Source organism: Streptomyces sp. DS1-CR2 (assembly GCF_055760475.1).
The window spans coordinates 3,966,504-3,985,100 of the sequence record NZ_CM147085.1; the positions used below are offsets into that span (position 1 = coordinate 3,966,504).

At 70.6% G+C, this 18,597-nt stretch carries 17 protein-coding genes and 1 tRNA gene; 4 read left to right on the forward strand and 14 right to left on the reverse strand.

Annotated features, from left to right (window positions below; translation table 11 throughout):
• Window positions 1-124 precede the first annotated feature (124 nt).
• From ACY0PA_RS19110 to ACY0PA_RS19125, 4 genes are all read right to left on the reverse strand, one after another.
• Window positions 125-331 (reverse strand): hypothetical protein, encoded by a 207-nt coding sequence (locus tag ACY0PA_RS19110; RefSeq protein ID WP_473085760.1) that lies wholly within the window; start codon window positions 329-331, stop codon window positions 125-127.
• A 135-nt stretch (window positions 332-466) separates the two neighbouring features.
• Window positions 467-1,342 (reverse strand): SDR family oxidoreductase, encoded by an 876-nt coding sequence (locus tag ACY0PA_RS19115; RefSeq protein WP_473085761.1) that lies wholly within the window; start codon window positions 1,340-1,342, stop codon window positions 467-469.
• On the reverse strand, window positions 1,339-2,265 hold the full coding sequence (locus ACY0PA_RS19120) for an alpha/beta fold hydrolase (RefSeq protein ID WP_473085762.1): 927 nt from the start codon (window positions 2,263-2,265) through the stop codon (window positions 1,339-1,341). Before ACY0PA_RS19120 ends, ACY0PA_RS19115 begins: the two co-directional genes overlap by 4 nt.
• Complete coding sequence (locus ACY0PA_RS19125; protein WP_473085763.1) at window positions 2,262-3,815, reverse strand: flavin-containing monooxygenase; 1,554 nt, start codon at window positions 3,813-3,815, stop codon at window positions 2,262-2,264. The genes ACY0PA_RS19120 and ACY0PA_RS19125 overlap by 4 nt, the downstream gene beginning before the upstream one ends.
• Before the next feature lie 233 nt (window positions 3,816-4,048).
• Between ACY0PA_RS19125 and ACY0PA_RS19130 the strand changes: the two genes are divergently transcribed.
• Entirely contained in the window at window positions 4,049-4,675 is a 627-nt protein-coding gene (locus ACY0PA_RS19130) for a MerR family transcriptional regulator (protein ID WP_473086358.1), read from the forward strand.
• A gap of 12 nt (window positions 4,676-4,687) precedes the next feature.
• Here the strand turns inward: ACY0PA_RS19130 and ACY0PA_RS19135 are convergent, their stop codons facing one another.
• On the reverse strand, window positions 4,688-5,584 hold the full coding sequence (locus ACY0PA_RS19135) for a DUF6528 family protein (protein WP_473085764.1): 897 nt from the start codon (window positions 5,582-5,584) through the stop codon (window positions 4,688-4,690).
• A 290-nt stretch (window positions 5,585-5,874) separates the two neighbouring features.
• On the reverse strand, window positions 5,875-6,696 hold the full coding sequence (locus ACY0PA_RS19140; RefSeq protein WP_473085765.1) for an exodeoxyribonuclease III: 822 nt from the start codon (window positions 6,694-6,696) through the stop codon (window positions 5,875-5,877).
• Between the two features lie 47 nt (window positions 6,697-6,743).
• Between ACY0PA_RS19140 and ACY0PA_RS19145 the strand changes: the two genes are divergently transcribed.
• Entirely contained in the window at window positions 6,744-7,241 is a 498-nt protein-coding gene (locus tag ACY0PA_RS19145; RefSeq protein WP_473085766.1) for a GNAT family N-acetyltransferase, read from the forward strand.
• A gap of 95 nt (window positions 7,242-7,336) precedes the next feature.
• Here the strand turns inward: ACY0PA_RS19145 and ACY0PA_RS19150 are convergent.
• The 7 genes from ACY0PA_RS19150 to galU form a co-directional block, all read right to left on the reverse strand.
• Window positions 7,337-7,410: transfer RNA gene (locus tag ACY0PA_RS19150), tRNA-Ala, on the reverse strand.
• An 86-nt stretch (window positions 7,411-7,496) separates the two neighbouring features.
• Complete coding sequence (gene sepX / locus ACY0PA_RS19155; RefSeq protein ID WP_473085767.1) at window positions 7,497-8,891, reverse strand: divisome protein SepX/GlpR; 1,395 nt, start codon at window positions 8,889-8,891, stop codon at window positions 7,497-7,499.
• Window positions 8,892-9,062: 171 nt separating this feature from the next.
• Window positions 9,063-9,734 (reverse strand): GNAT family N-acetyltransferase, encoded by a 672-nt coding sequence (locus ACY0PA_RS19160; protein ID WP_473086359.1) that lies wholly within the window; start codon window positions 9,732-9,734, stop codon window positions 9,063-9,065.
• Entirely contained in the window at window positions 9,731-10,231 is a 501-nt protein-coding gene (locus tag ACY0PA_RS19165; RefSeq protein ID WP_100596116.1) for a MogA/MoaB family molybdenum cofactor biosynthesis protein, read from the reverse strand. Before ACY0PA_RS19165 ends, ACY0PA_RS19160 begins: the two co-directional genes overlap by 4 nt.
• Entirely contained in the window at window positions 10,228-10,722 is a 495-nt protein-coding gene (moaC, locus tag ACY0PA_RS19170; protein ID WP_473085768.1) for a cyclic pyranopterin monophosphate synthase MoaC, read from the reverse strand. The genes ACY0PA_RS19165 and moaC overlap by 4 nt, the downstream gene beginning before the upstream one ends.
• An 83-nt stretch (window positions 10,723-10,805) precedes the next feature.
• A complete protein-coding gene (gene glp / locus ACY0PA_RS19175; RefSeq protein ID WP_453773724.1) occupies window positions 10,806-12,155 on the reverse strand; it encodes a molybdotransferase-like divisome protein Glp in 1,350 nt (449 codons plus the stop codon).
• Between the two features lie 4 nt (window positions 12,156-12,159).
• Window positions 12,160-13,062, reverse strand: coding sequence for a UTP--glucose-1-phosphate uridylyltransferase GalU (galU, locus tag ACY0PA_RS19180; RefSeq protein ID WP_473085769.1), 903 nt, complete (start codon window positions 13,060-13,062; stop codon window positions 12,160-12,162).
• Between the two features lie 84 nt (window positions 13,063-13,146).
• Here galU and ACY0PA_RS19185 point away from each other — a divergent pair, with 84 nt between their 5' ends.
• Window positions 13,147-13,761, forward strand: a complete 615-nt coding sequence (locus ACY0PA_RS19185) for a 5-formyltetrahydrofolate cyclo-ligase (RefSeq protein WP_473085770.1) — start codon at window positions 13,147-13,149, stop codon at window positions 13,759-13,761.
• Between the two features lie 86 nt (window positions 13,762-13,847).
• Here the strand turns inward: ACY0PA_RS19185 and ACY0PA_RS19190 are convergent, their stop codons facing one another.
• Window positions 13,848-16,655, reverse strand: coding sequence for a penicillin acylase family protein (locus ACY0PA_RS19190; RefSeq protein ID WP_473085771.1), 2,808 nt, complete (start codon window positions 16,653-16,655; stop codon window positions 13,848-13,850).
• A 268-nt stretch (window positions 16,656-16,923) separates the two neighbouring features.
• Between ACY0PA_RS19190 and ACY0PA_RS19195 the strand changes: the two genes are divergently transcribed.
• Window positions 16,924-18,444: a potassium/proton antiporter gene (locus ACY0PA_RS19195; RefSeq protein WP_473086360.1), complete on the forward strand. Its 1,521-nt coding sequence runs from the start codon at window positions 16,924-16,926 to the stop codon at window positions 18,442-18,444.
• Window positions 18,445-18,597: the final 153 nt, after the last annotated feature.

Consider the following 18,597-nt stretch of genomic DNA (forward strand, 5'->3'; position numbering starts at 1 on the left):
TGGGCAGCTGGGGCCGCCCTCATGTGCCGGGCAACGGCATCGGGCCCCAGTCCACGTACAAAGAACGAGGGCCACCCGGCGTCCCGGGTGACCCTCGTTCTTACTGGCTCAGCGAAGCCAAGCGTCAGGCGTCGTAGTCCTGGTCGAACCTGTCCTGCGCTTCCTGCCGCCGACGCTCGGAGTCCTCGGACTGCGAGCCACGCTCACGTCGCAGGTCGTCCTGGGTCTGCGAGGAGCGCTGGCTCGCCTCGTCCCTGCCTTGACCGGACCGCTTCTTGGCCTGGTTGGCGAGCTGCTCGGCCTTGTCCTGGAACTGGTCCTTCATGCCCATGCGATTTCACTCCCGTTTTTGGGTGGGGGGGTTCGGGCCTCGACCAGAGTTACACGCCAGGACAGAGCACGCATTTCGATCAGTAACGGACCGTGCTCGACCCCAAAAACCGCAGGTCAGCCCCCACAGGAAGCGTCAGCGCCCCCGTACGGACTCGTCGGCGGCGCCCCCCGCCCCGACGAGCCCCGTCGAGACGCTCTTCAGGCGCGGCTCGAACCGCCGCATCTCGCGCTGCCCGACCGCCCCGATGACCCCGGGCAGACAGCCGCGGATGCCCTGCATGCCCCGCAGCCACCACTGCGCGTACACATGAGCAGACCTCCGCTCGATGCCCGCGACGATCCTGTCCACGGCCGGGCCCAGCGGGTACGTCTTGTTCGACGGCCACGGCAGCCGCTGCCGCAGCTCGCGCATCACGTCGTCCTGGTCGGCGCCGCGCACCATGTCGGTGTCGGTCCACGACAGGTACCCGACCCCGACCCGTACGCCCTTGTAGCCGACCTCGGCGCGCAGGCTGTGCGCGTACGCCTCGACGCCGGACTTCGACGCGCAGTACGCGGTCATCATCGGCGCCGGCGTGATCGCGGCGAGCGAAGCTATCTGGAGCAGATACCCGCGGCTCTCCATGAGCACCGGCAGGAACGCCCGCGCCGTGACGGCGGACCCGATCAGATTGACCTCGATGACGCGGCGCCAGGCGACCGGGTCGGAGTCGAGGAACGGGCCGCCGTTGGCGACACCCGCGTTCGCGACGACGATGTCGACCTTGCCGAAGCGCTGCTTGACCTCCTCGGCGACCTGCGCCATCGCCACATGGTCGGTGACGTCGGCGTGCCAGAAGTCGCTGTCGGTGTCGAGGCGTTCGGACACCGCCTTCAGCTCGTCCGGCTCCAGGCCGACCAGCGCGATTTTGGCGCCGCGCGCCGCCAGCTTGCGCGCGAGCAGCTCGCCCACGCCGCGCGCGGCACCCGTGACGACCGCTACCTGTCCTTCGAGACTGACCCTGCTCATGCGGATGCCGCTCCCTTCACTTCCACGTAGCTCGCGGACAGTTCACGTATGCGCTCGGTGACCAGCTCCGGCGCCTCGACGGGCGTCATGTGCCCGAGAGCGGTGAGTTCGGTGAGCCCCACGCACTCCGGCAGCGTCGCCGCCAGGCGACGTGCGTGCGCGACGGGTGTGAGCCGGTCGGCCGTACCCGCGATCACCGCCGTCGGCACCCGCAACTCGGCCACTTGCGCGTCGAGTTCGAGCTCGGCGAGGACGTGCGACCAGTGGTAGCGCACCTTGGTGGGGCAGGCGTGCACGATGCGGGCGCAGGCCTCGACCTTGTCCGGCGACGACCCCGGGCCCATGGTCGCGTAGCGCAGGATCTTCTTGCCGAGCGACGTGACGGGCCCGAGCGGCGCCCTCGCGCCGAGCACGGCCGTCGTGATCCGGGTCCGCAGCCGCCCCGGCCGCAGCGGCAGCACGGTCGACTCGGCGACGAGATGCGAACTGCCCGTGCTGCACAGCAGGACCGCGGCCGCGTGCTCGCGGAACTTCGCCCGCTGCGACGCGGCCATCATCGTCATGCCGCCCATGGAGTGCCCGACGAGCACGGCCTTCTCGCCCGGCGCGAGCGTCGCGGCGAGCACGGCCTCCAGGTCGTCGGCGAGCATCTGTGTCGAGTACGGGGCCTGCGCCGCCGGACTGCGCCCATGGCCACGCTGGTCGTATGCGACGACCCGGTGGTCGGCGGCAAGGGAACGTATCTGCGCGGCCCAGAACGCGGTCGAGCACGTCCACCCGTGCGCGAGCACCACCGTGGGCGCCCCCTCGGGGCCGTGCACCTCGACGTGCAGCCGGGCGCCGTCGGCGGAGACCGCCGTCAGCTCACGCGTGGCCGCGGGCGGCGCGTAGGGTCCGCTCGTCACATGCATCAGCCTGTTCATGCCGCTCCCGCCTCCACCTTGCCGCCACGGCCCTTCTTCGTACGTGCTGCGGGAACCGCGGCCGGTTCGGCCGCCGGCGCCCTGACCACCTCGTACTCGCCGAGGTCGACCCGGCGCGTGGCGGACCGGAACTCGGTCGTCGTGCCCGGCCACAGCGTGGTGTTCACGCCGTTCTCGTCGAGGTACCAGCTGCTGCAGCCGCCGGAGCTCCACACCGTGCGCTCCATCCGGTCCTGCACGCGGCGGTTCCACGCGTTCACGGCAGACGCACGCGGGTCGAGCGCGACGCGGCCGCCGAGGACGTCCAACTGGCGTACGTAGTCGGCCAGATAGTTCAGCTGGGACTCGATCATCAGGATCATCGAGGAGTTCCCGAGGCCGGTGTTGGGCCCGATGACGGTCATGAAGTTCGGGAATCCGGCCGCCGTCGCGCCGCGCAGCGCCTTCATGCCGTCCTTCCAGGACTCCATGAGCGTGTGCCCCTCGGCGCCCACGACCCGGTCGGCGATCGGCATGTCCGTGACGTGGAAGCCGGTGCTGAAGACGATCGCGTCGACCTCGGCCTCGCTGCCGTCGGTGGCGACCAGCGTGGAGCCGCGGATCTCGCTGAGCCCGGAGGCCACGACGTCGACATTCGGCTGCGCGAGGGCCGGGTAGTAGGCGTTGGACAGCAGGATGCGCTTGCAGCCGATGCGGTAGTTCGGCGTGAGCTTGGCGCGCAGGCCAGGGTCCTCGATGGACCGGTGGATGTTGCGCTTGGCCAGCTGCTCGACCAGCCCCAGCTCATTGGGCCGCTTCGTGAACGCCTGCACCTGGAGCTCACGGATGCCCCACAGCAGTCCGCGGCGGGCCTGCGTGGTGAACGGCAACTGGCGGTGCAGCCAGCGCTCGGCGCCTGTGATGGCGCGGTCGGCGCGCGGCATGACCCACGGCGGGGTGCGCTGGAACAGCGTCAGCTTCGCCACGTCCCGCTGGATGGCCGGCACGATCTGGATGGCGGAGGCGCCGGTGCCGATCACGGCGACGCGCTTGCCGCGCAGGTCGTAGTCGTGGTCCCAGCGCGCGGAGTGGAAGACCTTGCCGGGGAAGGCGTCGAGGCCCTTGATGTCCGGCATCTTCGGGTCGGACAGCGGGCCGGTCGCCGAGATGACGACGTCGGCGGTGAGCGTGCCCTGCGAGGTCTCGACCACCCACCACAGCTTCTCGGTGTCCCAGCGCGCCTGCTTCACCTCGTGGCCGAAGCGGATGTGCGGGCGCAGCCGGAAGGTGTCGGCGACGCCCTCCAGGTACTCCCAGATGTGCTCCTGGCCGGAGAAGGTGCGCGGCCAGTCGGGGTTGGGCGCGAAGGAGAAGGAGTACAGATGGGAGGGCACGTCGCACGCGCACCCCGGGTAGCTGTTGTCGCGCCACGTGCCGCCGACGGCGCCCGCCCGCTCCAGGACCACGAAGTCGGTGATGCCTTCGCGCCGCAGCCGGACCGCGGCCCCGAGCCCGCCGAACCCGGACCCGATCACCGCCACCCGTACGTGCTCATGCTCGTGCTCAGCCATCCCGGCGCCTCCCTGCCGCGCGACCCTGCCAGTGAACACTGGCGCAATGGGGAGCGTAGAGCAGGTGCGTACTGATGGGTAGGGGTCGGGACCACGAATGTGACATCAGCGGCTCCGCCGCGGGTACCGGCGGTACAACATAGGGTTCTCACGTGGCGAAGGAAGCGGCGAAAACACAGGCGCAAGCGCCGGCGAAGGAAGCGGCGAAAGGCCCCGGCACCCGGGAGTTCCGCATGGAGGAGCTCGCGCGGGAGGCCGGCATCACCGTGCGCACCCTGCGCTTCTACCGCGAACGCAAGCTGATCCCGCCTCCGCGCCGCGAGGGCCGCATCGCCTGGTACGACGAGAGCCACCTGGCCCGCCTGCGCACCATCGCCGCCCTCCTGGAACGCGGCCACACCCTCAGCGGCATCGCCGAACTCTCCGAGGCCTTCGACCGCGGCCGCGACGTCGGCGAACTCCTCGGCCTCGGCGAACCGTCCGAGGAGACCCCGGTCCGCCTCACCCCCGAGGAACTGGCCGACTACTTCGCGGGCCAGGTCACCCCGGACAACCTCGAAGCCGCGATGGACCTCGGCTACGTCGGCGTCGACGGCGACGAGATCGTGCACGTCAGCCGGCGTCTGCTCGACGTCTCCGCCGCCCTGGTCCGCGAGGGCGTCCCGCTCGCCGACGTCCTCGCGGCCGGCAAACGCGTCCGCGCCCACGCGGAGGACCTGGCCGAACTCTTCACCGACCTGGTCCTCTCCCACGCGTCGGAACAGGACCTCCAGCGCCTGCGCCCGCTCGCCAAGAGCGTGGTCGAGGCGGAACTGTCCCTGGCCCTGGACCGCGTCCTGGCCAGAAAACCGGATGAGTAGGCAGCCCTCCGCCTACCTCGGCAACCACCAACGCGCCTTGTAGATCCCGCCGTTGACGAGGGTGTACGAGGCAGGCGGCCGGTGCACGCTCACCTTCGTCGTCCACCACGTCTCACCCAGGCCGCTCTCCGGCACGGTGCTGAGCGCCTGCCCGGTCCGCGGATCGTCCCCGATCGCCTTCACCCCGGGCCGCGCGATCTCGGCCGCACCGGCGAAGTCCTGCACGAAGACCCCGCCCGCGATGTCGTACTGGAACACGGAAGCGCTCGTCGTCACCCACAGCCGCCCCGGGCGCCCCGCCACCGGGAACAGGTCGTGCCCGCCGGGCGACTTCCCCGGCTTGGCGACCGGCAGCCCCACCGACGACATGCGCGTCAGCGCGGGCCGCACCCGGCTGCCACCCACCCGGTACGCGACCAGCTCGTCATCCCCGAGCGCCCACAGCACCTCACGCCGGGCGTCCCAGTGCAGCCCGTGCGCGCCCTTCAGCGCCACCTCGGCAAACCGCTCCGAGCGCGGGCCGAGCGACGCGGCGTAGAGCCTGACGAGCGCCCCCGTACTGCACGCGACGGCCACGTTCCCGTCCGGCAGGATCTCGATGCTGTGCGGGTTGAGGAGATCGTCGCCGGGCCCGAGCGTCGCACCCCAGTACCGCCGGCCCGATGGATACGAGACGACGGCCGCGAACCCGAACGACGCGGTCGTCAGCAGATATGTCCGCCCGCGATGCACCCGCACCTTGGCCTCGGCGGGGTACACCCAGCTCTCGTCCGGCACGAGATCCCGGTACCGCGGGTCCCCGACCGGCGAGAACTGCCACCGCACACAGGACGGATCGGCCGCCGGGTCCCAGATGGACCGCCCGGGATCGAGCACAAGAACCCGCTTGCTCGCCTGCTCGGTGACCATGACCGCAGGCGCCCCCGGAGCCACCGCGCGAGCCACCCCCGGCGCCACCACAGCCGCAACCCCGGCCCCGGCAGCCCCGAGCAGCACACGACGCCTGGAAGGAAACGCGACCATGAAGTCCCCCCGTACAGCAGCCAGTTGACGACTCGGATCACTCGGATCACTCGGATCACTCACCATGCACGCGCGCGCCAAAACCTGCCACGCCACTCGGACGCGGGGACAGCCCTCTACCGGACTTTGTGACGCAGGCCCACTCGTGACTCCAGGGCCGCTCTCACCTCAAGGGCCTACTCGTAGACGACGGTCACCGGCGCGTGGTCCGACCAGCGCTCGTCATGCGTGGCGGCCCGCTCGACGAACCCCTTGACCGCCCGTCCGGCGAGCCCGGGCGTCGAAAGGTGGTAGTCGATCCTCCATCCCGCGTTGTTATCGAAGGCCCGCCCCCGGTACGACCACCACGAGTACGGACCCTCCTCGTCGGGGTGCAGGGAGCGCACCACGTCGACGTAACCGCCGTCGGCCTCGTCGAGGACCTGTCCGAGCCAGTCGCGCTCCTCGGGGAGGAAGCCGGAGTTCTTCTTGTTGGACTTCCAGTTCTTGAGGTCGGCCTCGCGGTGGGCGATGTTCCAGTCGCCGCACACGAGCACCTCGCGGCCCTCGGCGGCGGCCCGCTCCCGCAGCCCCTTCAGATAGGCCAGGAACTCGCCCATGAAGCGGATCTTCTCGTCCTGCCGCTCGGTCCCGACTTCACCGGAGGGCAGATAGAGGCTGGCGACGACGACACCGGGGAGGTCCACCTCCACGTACCGCCCGCTCCCGTCGAACTCTTCGGACCCGAAGCCGATCTGCACGCGCTCCGGCCGGCGGCGTGTGTAGAGGGACACACCGGCCCGCCCCTTCGCGCCGGCGGGGGCGTGCACGACGTGCCACCCCTCGGGCTCGCGCACCTCTTCGGGCAGCTGATCCGGCTCGGCCCGCACCTCCTGGAGGCACAGGACATCCGCGGAGGTCCCGGCCAGCCACTCCACGAAGCCCTTCTTGGCGGCGGCCCGCAGCCCGTTCACGTTGACACTCGTCACAGTCAGCACCAGGGCACGATACCGGCACACTGAGAACGAACAGCCGCATCCGTCAGCATAGAGATACGATACTTGGCATGACTATTCAGCCCATGGCACCCACCCTCCAGCGCGTCTCCTTCGGACACCCCGATGCGATCAAGCTGAACGACCGCGTCCAGCTCGAATACGCCGAGCGCTACGGCGACGACGGCGATGTCACCCCGCTCGACCCGACGATGTTCGACGCCCCGCGCGGCCTCTACCTGATCGCGTACGACGACGGGGGCACCCCGCTCGCCACCGGCGGCTGGCGCACGCAGGACCAGAACGACGAGGGATATGCGGACGGCGACGCCGAGCTGAAGAGGATGTACGTCACGCCGGAGGCGCGGGGGCTGGGTCTGGCCCGGCGCATACTCGCGGCCCTGGAGGACGACGCCCGCGCGGCCGGCCGTTCCCGCATGGTCCTGGAGACGGGCCTCAAGCAGCCGGAGGCCATCGCCCTCTACGCGTCGAGCGGCTACACGCCCTGCACCAAGTTCGGCCACTACCGCTTCGACGAACTGAGCCGCTGCTTCGCCAAGGCACTGTGACGCGCGCGACATCGCGGAAAGGGTGCCACGGGGAGGGAGCGAGCGGGCAAGACAAGAGCCCCACCGGACGAATCCGGTGGAGCTCTTAATTGCGGTGGACCTGTGGGGATTTGAACCCCAGACCCCCTCGATGCGAACGAGGTGCGCTACCAGACTGCGCCACAGGCCCTTGCAACGAGTGAAACTCTAGCATCCCGATCCGGGTGCTCGGAAATCCGGTCCTGGCTGGTCAGCCAGGGTGGTCCCGAACGGGTCTCACTCGTTGGCCGCGCGGGGGCGGCCGCCGTCGTCGTACTGGTCGAAGAGCGGGGTGCGGCCGCGCTCGCGCGACCGGCGCGCGGAGGCGGCCCGGCGGGCGTCACAGCGCTCGTCCTCCATCTCGTCCGCGCCGTCGCAGTCCGCGGACGCCGCTCCGGGCTCCTCGCCGGTGTGCCCGTCCGGCTCCTGCTGCGCCGCACCCGCCGCACCCGCCGCGCTGGAGCGGGCCGAGCTCCACGCGTCGGGGGCGCCGAGATCGACGCTGCCCGTGGCGCGCGGGGCGACCGGGGCGGTCACATACGTCGGCAGGGGCACCGGGACCGGATCCCAGCTGTCGCCGTGGCCGGGGCCGCGCTGGCGCTCGCGCTGCTGGTCGACCCACTCGGCGTGGTCGGTCTGCTCGACGAGCGCGCGCCGGTCGGCCGCGAGCGCCTCGAGACCGGGGTCGGTCGCCACCTCTGGCGCAGGCCCCTCTTCGGCCTCCTGAGCGGGGGCCCGGCCGGCGGCGGGCTGCCGCCTGCGGGGCTGCCGCTCGCGCAGCCGCTGCGCCGCGACCTCGGCCTGGCGCCGGTCCATCGTGTACGCGAAGCGACGCCGCTCCTGGGCCCGCAGATAGAAGATGTACGAGCTGAGCAGCACGGCGGGCACCGCGGGCGCCCACAGGAACGCGAGTCCGCCGACGGCGGCGACGACCGCGCCGGCCGTGAAGACGAGGAAGAGCATGACGGTCGTACGGCGCCTGCGTGCGAGCACCTTGGAGCGGCGGGCACGGGCGGCGGCGTCGGCCGAGGCGGCCTGCCGCTCGGACGCGGAGCGCTCGGACTGCGGACGGTCGGACGGCTGGCGGTCCGACTGCTGGCGCTCGGACTGCTGGCGGTCGGGGCCGCGTCCGGTTGCCGACCTGCCGTTCGTGTGCGGGTCGCCGGCGGGCCGGTCACGGTTCGGCCGGTCGTGCGTCGGCTCACCGTGGGCGGTCCGGGCGGAGACCTGGCGGTCGGGGGTCTGCCGGGCGGGCGAGGTCCTGGGCTGGGGCCGGGGCTCGGGGCGGGGTTCGGATCCGGGGTGCCGCTCGTGGCGGGCCTCCCGCTTCTCGCTCCTGCGCTCGCCGCGGACCGGAGGCGCGGCGAAGGCCCGGACGTCCACCGAGTCGGTGGCCGCGTCCGGGACGGACGGGTCGCTGCGCTGCTCCTCCCCTTCGGGCGAGCGCGCCTGCAGGTCCTTGGCGTATCGGCGCTCCATGCCCGCCCGTCCGGACAGCAGCCGGATGGCGGTGCTGAAGCGTTCCGTCGGACGGGCCTCGTTCAGCTCGTCCTGCCTACGGAGCCACATCGGCACCAAGTAGGCGGCCCAGGCCCCGACGATGACTGCGTAGATGAGGCCGCTGCTGCTCACGCCTCACACGGTAGAGGGGTTTGCGTGAGGCCATCCGCCAATTGAGCCGGTGTGTCGCACGAACTGGCTGATATTTCGAACTTTTTTTCCGACTGAGGCAGCAACGCACCGCCCGTCGAGCGAATTTAATGCCTGCGACGGACGATCTCCGATCAATTTCGAACACTTATTTTATTTTGGCGAAGTGCCCGGCCGCTCCGCGGTGCTCGGACCACCCGGACCAGCGGTGTTGCCGCCACGCTTGCGACGCCAGCGGCTGAGGAGGCCTTCTGGGACCTCCTCGGCGGTGAGCGCGAAGACGAGATGGTCGCGCCAGCCGCCGTCGATGTGGAGATAGCGGAGCCGCAGCCCTTCCTCGCGGAATCCGAGTTTTTCGACGACCCGGCGGCTCGGCCCGTTCTCCGGGCGAATACAGACCTCGATGCGGTGCAGGCCCACGGTGCGGAAGCAGTGGTCGACCGCGAGCGCCACCGCAGTCGGCATCACTCCGCGCCCGGCCACCGACTCGTCGACCCAGTAGCCGACATGGCCCGAGCACATCGAGCCCCAGGTGATCCCGGCCACCGTCAACTGCCCGACCAGGCGCCCCTGGTACTCGATGACAAAGGGCAGCATGCGCCCCGCGCTCGCCTCGGCGCGCAGGTGGCGGACCATCTGACGGTACGTCGGACGGTGGGCGACCGGGCCGCTGGGCGTGGGCGGCGGGATGGTCGCTTCCCAGGGGCGCAGCCAGTCGCGGTTGCGGCGGTTGACCTCGCGCCAGGCCCGCTGGTCGCGCAGTTTTATCGGGCGCAGGCAGACGTCACCGTCCGTCAGCTCGACGGGCCAGGATGGGGTGTTCAGCTCGCACCGCCGTCGGGTCTGGGGTGGTCGCCGCCGCGCAGCTGGTCGACGGCATGGGTCAGCAGGGGACCCAGTACGGCGAGGCCGTCCTTGACGCCGCCGGACGAACCGGGCAGGTTCACGATCAGCGTGCGTCCCGCGACGCCGGCGAGGCCCCTGGAGAGCGCGGCCGTGGGTACCTTCTCCCGTCCGAACGCGCGAATGGCCTCGGGGATGCCCGGCACCTCGTGGTCGAGCACGCTGCGGGTGGCCTCGGGGGTCCGGTCGGTGGGCGAGATGCCGGTGCCGCCGGTGGTGAGGATGACGTCGTACCCGGCGTCGACACCGGCCCGCAGCGCCTCGGCCACCGGGTCCCCGTCGGGCACGACCTGCGGCCCGTCGACCTGGAAGCCCAGGGCTTCGAGGCCCTTCGCGATCCGGGGGCCGCCGGTGTCGGCGTAGACCCCGGCGGCGGCGCGGTTGGAGGCGGTGACGACGAGGGCGCGGTAGGGGCTCATTCCCCGGCCTCCGGACGGGCCCAGTGGCCCGACTTGCCGCCCGTCTTCTCCTCGACGCGTACGTCCGTGATGACGGCGCCCTTGTCGACGGCCTTCACCATGTCGATCACCGTGAGCGCGGCCACCGAGACGGCCGTCAGGGCCTCCATCTCGACGCCTGTGCGGTCCGTGGTCTTCACCGTGGCGAGAATCTCGACCGCGTCGTCGGCGACGGACAGGTCCAGTTTCACCCCGGACACGGACAGCGGGTGGCAGAGCGGGATGAGGTCGGGGGTGCGCTTGGCACCCATGATCCCGGCGATGCGCGCCGTGGCCAGGGCGTCGCCCTTGGGCACTCCTTCGCCACGCAGCAGCTCCACCACGCGGGGCGATACGAGGACGCGGCCGCTGGCACGGGCGGTGCGCGCGGTCACGTCCTTGGCGGACACGTCGACCATGCGGGCCGCGCCCGCCTCGTCGATGTGCGTCAGTCGGTCCTGCGAACTGCTCATGGTGCTCTGGCGCTCCCGGTCCGTGGGCCGCGGTGCGGCGCGCGGCCTGTTGTGCGCGACACGGTATCGCGCGGACGGCGCGCTCAGCCGAGGAGGACCACGTCCACTTCCGCACCGGGCTCGGCCGACGTGGTCTTCTCGGGCAGGACGATCAGCGCGTCCGCGTGGGCGAGCGCCGCGACGAGGTGGGATCCGGCGCCCCCCACAGGGGTGACGGTCCCGGCCTCGGCGTCGTACGTCCCGCGCAGGAACTGGCGTCGTCCGGCGGGCGAGCTGAGGGCCTTGGCCGACTTCAGGACCGCGCGGGCCGACGGTCGGTGGACGTCGGCGGCGGGCAGGCCCATGAGGGTGCGCACCGCGGGGCGTACGAACAGCTCGAAGGAGACGTACGAGGAGACGGGGTTGCCCGGCAGGGCGAGGAGCGGGGTGTGCTCGGGGCCGATGGTGCCGAAGCCCTGGGGCTTGCCCGGCTGCATGGCGAGCTTGCGGAACTCGACGCCGCTGCCGGCGCCGATGCCGGTCTCGTCCTCGGAGTCGCCGACGGAGGTCAGCGCTTCCTTCACGACGTCGTACGCGCCGACACTGACGCCGCCCGTGGTGACGATGAGGTCGGCGCGGATCAGCTGGTCCTCGATGGTGGAGCGCAGTGTCTCCGCGTCGTCGGCGACCGCGCCGACGCGGTAGGAGATCGCTCCGGCGTCACGGGCGGCGGCGGTGAGGGCGAAGCTGTTGGAGTCGTAGATCTGGCCCTCGGCCAACTCCTCGCCCGGCTGGATCAGTTCGCTGCCGGTGGACATGACGACCACGCGCGGGCGCGGGCGTACGCGTACGGTGCCGCGGCCGATCGCGGCGAGGAGGGCGATCTGGGGCGGGCCGAGGACGGTGCCGGCCTCCAGGGCGCGGTCGCCCGCCTTCACGTCGCTGCCCTTGGCGCGCACGTGCGCGCGTGCCTCGGCGGGGCGGTGCACGCGGACCTCGCCGGAGGCGCCCTCGGGGGCTGCGCTGTGGGCACGCATCCCGGAGACCGGGCCCTCGCCCAGGCCGCCGTCGGTCCACTCGACGGGGACGACGGCCTCGGCTCCGGGCGGGAGCGGGGCGCCGGTCATGATGCGGGCGGCCTGGCCGGGCCGCACGTGGAGCAGCCCGGCCTGGCCCGCGGCGACGTCCCCCACGACCGTGAGCACCGCGGGGAAGTCCTCGCTCGCGCCCGCCACGTCGGCGGCCCTGACCGCGTACCCGTCCATCGAGCTGTTGTCGAAGGGGGGCAGCGAGACGGGCACCGAGATGTCCTCGACGAGGACGCAGCCCTGTGCGTCGAGGAGCTGGAGCTCGATGGGCTCCAGCGGGCGGACCGTGGCGAGGATGTCCTCCAGGTGCTCCGCCACCGACCAGACGTGCTCCTGACCGGTGACGTGCGTGGTCGTGCTGCTCAAGGTGCTACATCTCCTCGGTGACGTAACTGCGAAGCCAGGCCCGGAAGTCCGGGCCCAGGTCCTCACGTTCGCACGCGAGTCTGACAATGGCACGCAGATAGTCGCCGCGGTCCCCGGTGTCATACCGGCGGCCCTTGAAGACGACGCCGTGGACGGGGCCGCCGGCCTTCTCGTCGTCGGCGAGCTGCTGGAGGGCGTCGGTGAGCTGGATCTCGCCGCCGCGGCCCGGCTCGGTCCGGCGGAGTATGCCGAAGATCGCGGGGTCGAGGACGTAGCGGCCGATGATCGCGTAGTTCGACGGGGCGTCCGCGGGGTCGGGCTTCTCGACCAGGCCGGTGATCTTGACGACGTCGCTGTCCACGGTCGCCTCGACGGCGGCGCAGCCGTAGAGGTGGATCTGCGAGGGCTCGACCTCCATGAGCGCGATGACGCTGCCGCCGCGCTGCTCCTGGATCTCGACCATGCGGGCGAGCAGGGGGTCGCGCGGGTCGATCAGGTCGTCGCCGAGGAGGACCGCGAAGGGCTCCTGGCCGACGTGCGGGGCCGCGCACAGCACGGCGTGGCCCAGGCCCTTGGGGTCGCCCTGGCGGACGTAGTGCATGGTCGCGAGGTCGCTGGACTCCTGGACCTTGGCGAGGCGGCCGGCGTCGCCCTTCTTCTGGAGAGCCGACTCGAGCTCGTAGTTGCGGTCGAAATGGTCCTCCAGGGGCCGCTTGTTGCGGCCCGTGATCATGAGCACGTCGTCGAGACCGGCAGCCGCGGCCTCCTCGACGACGTACTGGATCGCCGGCTTGTCGACGACCGGCAGCATCTCCTTGGGCGTTGCCTTGGTGGCCGGCAGGAACCGGGTGCCGAGGCCCGCGGCGGGGATGACAGCCTTGCTGATCCTGGGGTGCGACTCAGTCATGCGGTGAACCATATCCGTAGCGTCTGGGCGGAAGATTTGCTTCCAGTTAACTTTGTGCCTATGTGAGGGGTTTGTGAGCTGGCTATGTGTGTGTCAAAGGCTGACAAGAACGCGTTGCGGGCAGAACTCCTCCAGATGAGATCCGGGTTGCCCGCCGATGACGTCGAGACGGCGGCCGGGGCGCTCGCCCGTCGGGCCCTTGAACTTCCGGAGCTGGCCGGGGCACGGACCGTCGCCGCGTACGTCTCCGTAGGCCGTGAACCGGGCACCCGCGTGCTGCTCGACGCGCTCCACGCGCGCGGGGTGCGCGTCCTGCTTCCCGTACTCCTCGACGACAACGACCTCGACTGGGGCGCCTACGACGGACAGGGGTCCCTCGCGCGCGTGCAACATGCGGGAAAGATGGCCCTGTTGGAGCCCTCCGGGGAGCCGCTCGGCACGGAGGCCGTCGTGGAGGCCGACGCGGTGCTGCTGCCGGGCCTCGCCGTCGACGGACGCGGCATGCGGCTCGGCCGCGGAGGCGGCTCGTACGACCGGGTCCTCGCGCGGCTTGAGCGCGCGGACGCGGATCCGGCGCTCGTGGTGCTCCTGTACGACGGTGAGGTCGTGGAGCGCGTCCCCGAGGAGCCGCACGACCGTCCCGTGCACGCCGTGGTGACGCCTTCGGGGGTGCGCCGCTTCCGGCGAGGGACTCGGTGAGCGACCTGGCGAACGGCCTTGTCCTCAGGAACGTGAAAGGGCCCCCACGCGCGCGTGGAGGCCCTTTCAGAAGGTGTCGCCCGTTGTCAGGGCCGCAGCACCAGGGTGTCCTTCGTGTTCTCGCCGACCGCCTTCTCCGAAGAGACCCACGGGACGAGTTCGCCCTTGGACCACTTCTCCGTCTGGTCGGTGTAGTGCGCGCTGAACGCGTGCCCCGAGGCGCCGGTGAGGTTGATCCACTTGGACTTGTCGAGGTCCGCGAGGTTGACCACCATGCGCATCGACGGGACCCAGATGACGCCGTAGCCGCCGGCCGCGTTCCAGCCGGTCGCGTCCACGGCCGCCTCGCCGCCGCCGAGCTTCCACGGGCCGCGGTTGAGCACGTACTGGAGCCAGCCGGGCCCGTCCGTACCGAGGGTCTGGTTCTTCAGGCTCAGCTGGTGCAGCCGGCCCCAGCTCCAGGTGTCGACGTCCTTGCCGAGCTTGGCCGTGACGTCCCAGCGCGCGTCCTCCATGGCCCGCGCGAACAGCTGGTCACGGGTCTTGGTCTCGGCGTCGGTGCGGGTGGCCGGAGCCTTCCACCAGTCGTTGTTCTCATCGTTGATGATCTTGCGGACGACCTCGAACCAACGGTCGCCGCCGTCAGGCTGCGCCGAGTCCGCGTCGCGCTCTCCGCACTCGCGCACCCGCCGGTCCTCGTCCGCCGGGCCGGTGTCACCGGCAGGCTCCACGCTCAGGCACTGGCCCTTGACCCGCAGCTCCTTGGGGAGCTTGTTGCCGAAGGACAGCTTGAGGATGTTGCGCCAGACCGAGTTGAAGTACGCGGCCGCCGCCGAATCCGGGTTCTGGGTGTAGTCCCAGTTCTCCAGGAGCTTCTGCGCCTCGCGGACGTACTTGTCCGAGACGTCGATCTTGAGCAGCTTGGGCACGAGCAGCTTGGCGATCTCACTGCTGTTGTCCATCTGCATGGTGCGCATGTCGTCGGTGGAGATCTTGCCGCCGCCGGCGATCTTCGACTCGATCAGATCGGTGATGCGCTGGCTGCGCGTGCCGTAACCCCAGTCGGAGGTGAGGTGGTACGGGTACTTGTCCTTGTCGACGACGGCCTGGTTGGCGGTCACGATGTAGCCACGCTTGGGGTTGTACTCGTAGGGCAGCGCGGACTGCGGGATGTACTTCTTCCAGCGGTACGCGGCGTCCCAGCCGGGTGCGGGCAGCGAACCGTCGCCCTTGCCCCGGACCGGGATCTTGCCGGGTGCCTGGTAGCCGATGTTGCCCTTGGTGTCGGCGTAGACCAGGTTCTGCGAAGGCACCTCGAAGTCGGCGGCGGCCTTGCGGAACTGGGTCCAGTCCTTCGCCTTGTCCAGCTCGAAGACGGCGTCCATGGACTTGCCGGGGGTCAGCGCGGTCCAGCGCAGCGAGACCCCGTAGCCGTCGCCCCGGTCGGGGGCAGCGGCGTCGACCCTCGCCTTCTTGCCGACCTTGACCAGCTCGTCGTCCCGGTCCGAGATCAGCGGACCGTTGTTGGTCTCGCGGACGGTGATGGTCTTGTCGTCGCCGCCGGCGACCTTGATGGTCTCCTTGCGGGTCTCGAAGGGCACCGTCTTGCCGTCGTACTGGTACCCGCCGCTGTTGAGCTTCTCCAGGTACAGGTCGGTGACGTCGGCGCCCAGGTTCGTCATGCCCCAGGAGACGTCCTGGTTGTGGCCGATGATCACGCCGGGCATCCCGGCGAACGTGTAGCCCGTGACGTCGTACTGGCACGAGGCCGACAGGCTCCGGCAGTGCAGGCCCATCTGGTACCAGACCGACGGGAGCTGCGGCGACAGGTGCGGGTCGTTGGCGAGCAGCGGCTTCCCGGTGATCGTGTGCGCTCCGGAGACCACCCACGAGTTGGAGCCGATGCCGTTGCCGTTGGGGCCGACGGCGGCGGGGACCTGGTCCAGGGCGTCGGATAGCCCGGTCAGCTGGCTCTGGAGGTCGTTGGGAGCCTCGGCGTTGCCCGCGAGACCTGTGCCGGTGGCGGCTTGCGTGCCAGTGCCGGTTCCGGTGCCTGTGGAGGTGCCCGTTCCGGTGCCTGTTCCCGTGCCGGTTTGATTTCCGGACCCGCCGGAGCCCTCCCCGTAGGAGCCGGTCGCGCTGTCGTAGGAGCCGGACTGGACGATCGCCTTGTTCCGGTCGTACGGGTAGTCCGGGTACAGGTCCGCGATCTGCTGCGGGCCGAGGCGGCTCGTCATCAGGGAGCGGTCGATCTCTTCCTGCATGTTGCCGCGCAGGTCCCACGCCATCGCCTTGAGCCAGGCCACGGAGTCGGCCGGCGTCCACTTCTGGGGCGCGTAGTCGTTGGTGAACCCGAGCGCCGCGTACTCGACGGAGATGTCCCCGCCGTCCTTGCCGGCGAGGTAGGCGTTGACTCCCTTGGCGTACGCCTGAAGGTACTTCTTCGTCTCGGGCGAGAGCTTGGAGTCGTACTCCTTCTGCGCCACCCGGTGCCAGCCGAGCGTCCGCAGGAACTCATCGGTCTTGACCTGGCTCTTGCCGAACATCTCGGAGAGCCGGCCGGAGGTCATATGGCGGCGGACGTCCATCTCCCAGAAGCGGTCCTGTGCCTGCACATAGCCCTGGGCCATGAACAGGTCCTCGTCGGACGAGGCATAGACCTGAGGGATCCCGTAGGAGTCCCGCTTGACGTCCACGGGACCGGAGAGCCCGTCGAGCTTGATCGAGCCCTTTGTCTGCGGGAAGGAGGCACGCACGGTACTGATGCTCCAGTACGTGCCGTAGCCGATGCCCGCGACAATGGCCAGGACAAGCACGATCACGATCAGTCGGGCTCTGCGCCCCTTCTTCTTACCGGACGAATGGCCGGAAGAGGCGTTGGTGTTCGAGGGCATCGCTGTCCTTGCTGTCCTTCGCGAGCGGCAGAGCGGGCTGCAGGCGGGCTGTGGGGTCACGGAGCGCTGGAGCAACCATAGGCGCAGGGCACGGCGGCCTCGGACGCGGTGTCAAGAACCCGGGGCCCCAACCCGCCCGAGGTCACCCTGGAGGGCGTCAAGAAGGCGTTAACGATTAGGTAAGGTAACGAAGTACCTGGTCGTTCCACAGCGTCCCGTACACCCGTACGGGCCATCCCGTACGACCGTCGGAGGAAGGAAACAGCCCCTGACTGTCCACCACCTCAACCAGCTCCTGCTCGTCTGTTCACTGGTCCTGCTGATCGCCGTCGCAGCCGTGCGCATCTCCTCGCGCAGCGGTCTGCCGAGCCTGCTCCTCTACCTCGGCATCGGGGTGGCGATGGGTCAGGACGGCATCGGCAACGTGTCGTTCAGCAGTGCCGAGCTGACGCAGGTCATCGGCTACGCGGCCCTCGTCGTGATCCTGGCCGAGGGCGGCCTCGGCACGAAGTGGAAAGAGATCAAACCGGCGCTGCCGGCCGCCGTCATGCTGTCGCTGGTCGGCGTCGCCATCAGCGTGGGCGTGACGGCCGCCGGAGCGCACTACGTCGTGGGCCTGGAATGGCGGCAGGCGCTCATCATCGGCGCGGTGGTGTCCTCGACGGACGCCGCGGCCGTCTTCTCCGTGCTGCGCAAGGTGCCGCTGCCGTCCCGCGTGACGGGCGTCCTGGAGGCCGAGTCCGGCTTCAACGACGCCCCTGTGGTGATCCTGGTGGTGGCCTTCTCCACGGCCGGACCCGTCGAGCACTGGTACGCCCTCGTCGGCGAGATCGCCCTCGAACTCGCGATCGGCGCCGCGATCGGGATCGCGGTGGGCTGGCTCGGCTCCTTGGGCCTGCGGCACGTCGCCCTGCCCGCCTCCGGCCTCTACCCGATCGCCGTCATGGCCATCGCCGTCACCGCGTACGCCGCCGGAGCCATGGCCCACGGCAGCGGGTTCCTCGCCGTCTACCTCGCCTCGATGGTCCTCGGCAACGCGAAACTGCCGCACTGGCCCGCCACCCGCGGCTTCGCCGAAGGGCTCGGCTGGATCGCGCAGATCGGCATGTTCGTCCTGCTCGGCCTGCTCGTCACCCCGCACGACCTCGTGGACGACTTCTGGCCCGCGATCGTCATCGGCCTCGTCCTGACGATGGTGGCGCGCCCCGTGGAGGTCGTCTTCAGCCTCCTGCCGTTCCGCATGCCCTGGCAGGAGAAGGCCCTCATGTCCTGGGCCGGCCTGCGCGGCGCGGTGCCCATCATCCTGGCGACCATCCCCATGGTGAACGGCGTCGACGACAGCACCCGGATCTTCAACATCGTCTTCGTCCTCGTCGTCGTCTACACGCTCGTCCAGGGGCCCACGCTGCCCTGGCTCGCCCGGAAACTGCGGCTCGGCAGCGACTCCGCTCCCGCCGCCGACCTCGGCATCGAATCGGCGCCCCTGGAGAGGCTGCGCGGACATCTGCTGTCCGTGTCGATCCCCAAGGAGTCCCGGATGCACGGCGTCGAGGTCAGCGAGCTGCGGATGCCCCCGGGCGCCGCCGTCACGCTCGTCGTGCGCGAGAAGCAGTCCTTCGTACCGCTGCCGACGACCGTCCTGCGGCACGGAGACGAACTGCTCGTGGTCGCGACGGACCAGGTACGGGACAAGGCCGAGGCCCGGCTGCGGGCCGTGGCACAGGGCGGCAAGCTCGCCGGATGGCTGGCGGGGCACGGCGGCCCGGGACGCGCACGGCGGGCACATTAGCGCCGTAGCGCGTACGCGGAGAGCGGGGGCGCCGGGGCTCAGGGAGGGAGCCGGCGGGTGGATGGCGGGTCGATGACCGGTGGATGAAGTTCCGCTACGCGGAAGAAAGCGGCCCGTCCGGCCGTTAGCATGGGCGGTACACACTTGAAGTTC

Excerpts from the sequence above, each read along its gene's own strand:
- ACY0PA_RS19110 (WP_473085760.1), bottom strand. The coding sequence starts at position 331 with ATGGGCATGAAGGACCAGTTCCAGGACAAGGCCGAGCAGCTCGCCAAC.
- ACY0PA_RS19115 (WP_473085761.1), bottom strand. The coding sequence starts at position 1,342 with ATGAGCAGGGTCAGTCTCGAAGGACAGGTAGCGGTCGTCACGGGTGCC.
- ACY0PA_RS19120 (WP_473085762.1), bottom strand. The coding sequence starts at position 2,265 with ATGAACAGGCTGATGCATGTGACGAGCGGACCCTACGCGCCGCCCGCG.
- ACY0PA_RS19125 (WP_473085763.1), bottom strand. The coding sequence starts at position 3,815 with ATGGCTGAGCACGAGCATGAGCACGTACGGGTGGCGGTGATCGGGTCC.
- ACY0PA_RS19130 (WP_473086358.1), top strand. The coding sequence starts at position 4,049 with ATGGAGGAGCTCGCGCGGGAGGCCGGCATCACCGTGCGCACCCTGCGC.
- ACY0PA_RS19135 (WP_473085764.1), bottom strand. The coding sequence starts at position 5,584 with ATGGTCACCGAGCAGGCGAGCAAGCGGGTTCTTGTGCTCGATCCCGGG.
- ACY0PA_RS19145 (WP_473085766.1), top strand. The coding sequence starts at position 6,744 with ATGACTATTCAGCCCATGGCACCCACCCTCCAGCGCGTCTCCTTCGGA.
- ACY0PA_RS19165 (WP_100596116.1), bottom strand. The coding sequence starts at position 10,231 with ATGAGCCCCTACCGCGCCCTCGTCGTCACCGCCTCCAACCGCGCCGCC.
- moaC (WP_473085768.1), bottom strand. The coding sequence starts at position 10,722 with ATGAGCAGTTCGCAGGACCGACTGACGCACATCGACGAGGCGGGCGCG.
- galU (WP_473085769.1), bottom strand. The coding sequence starts at position 13,062 with ATGACTGAGTCGCACCCCAGGATCAGCAAGGCTGTCATCCCCGCCGCG.
- ACY0PA_RS19185 (WP_473085770.1), top strand. The coding sequence starts at position 13,147 with ATGTGTGTGTCAAAGGCTGACAAGAACGCGTTGCGGGCAGAACTCCTC.
- ACY0PA_RS19190 (WP_473085771.1), bottom strand. The coding sequence starts at position 16,655 with ATGCCCTCGAACACCAACGCCTCTTCCGGCCATTCGTCCGGTAAGAAG.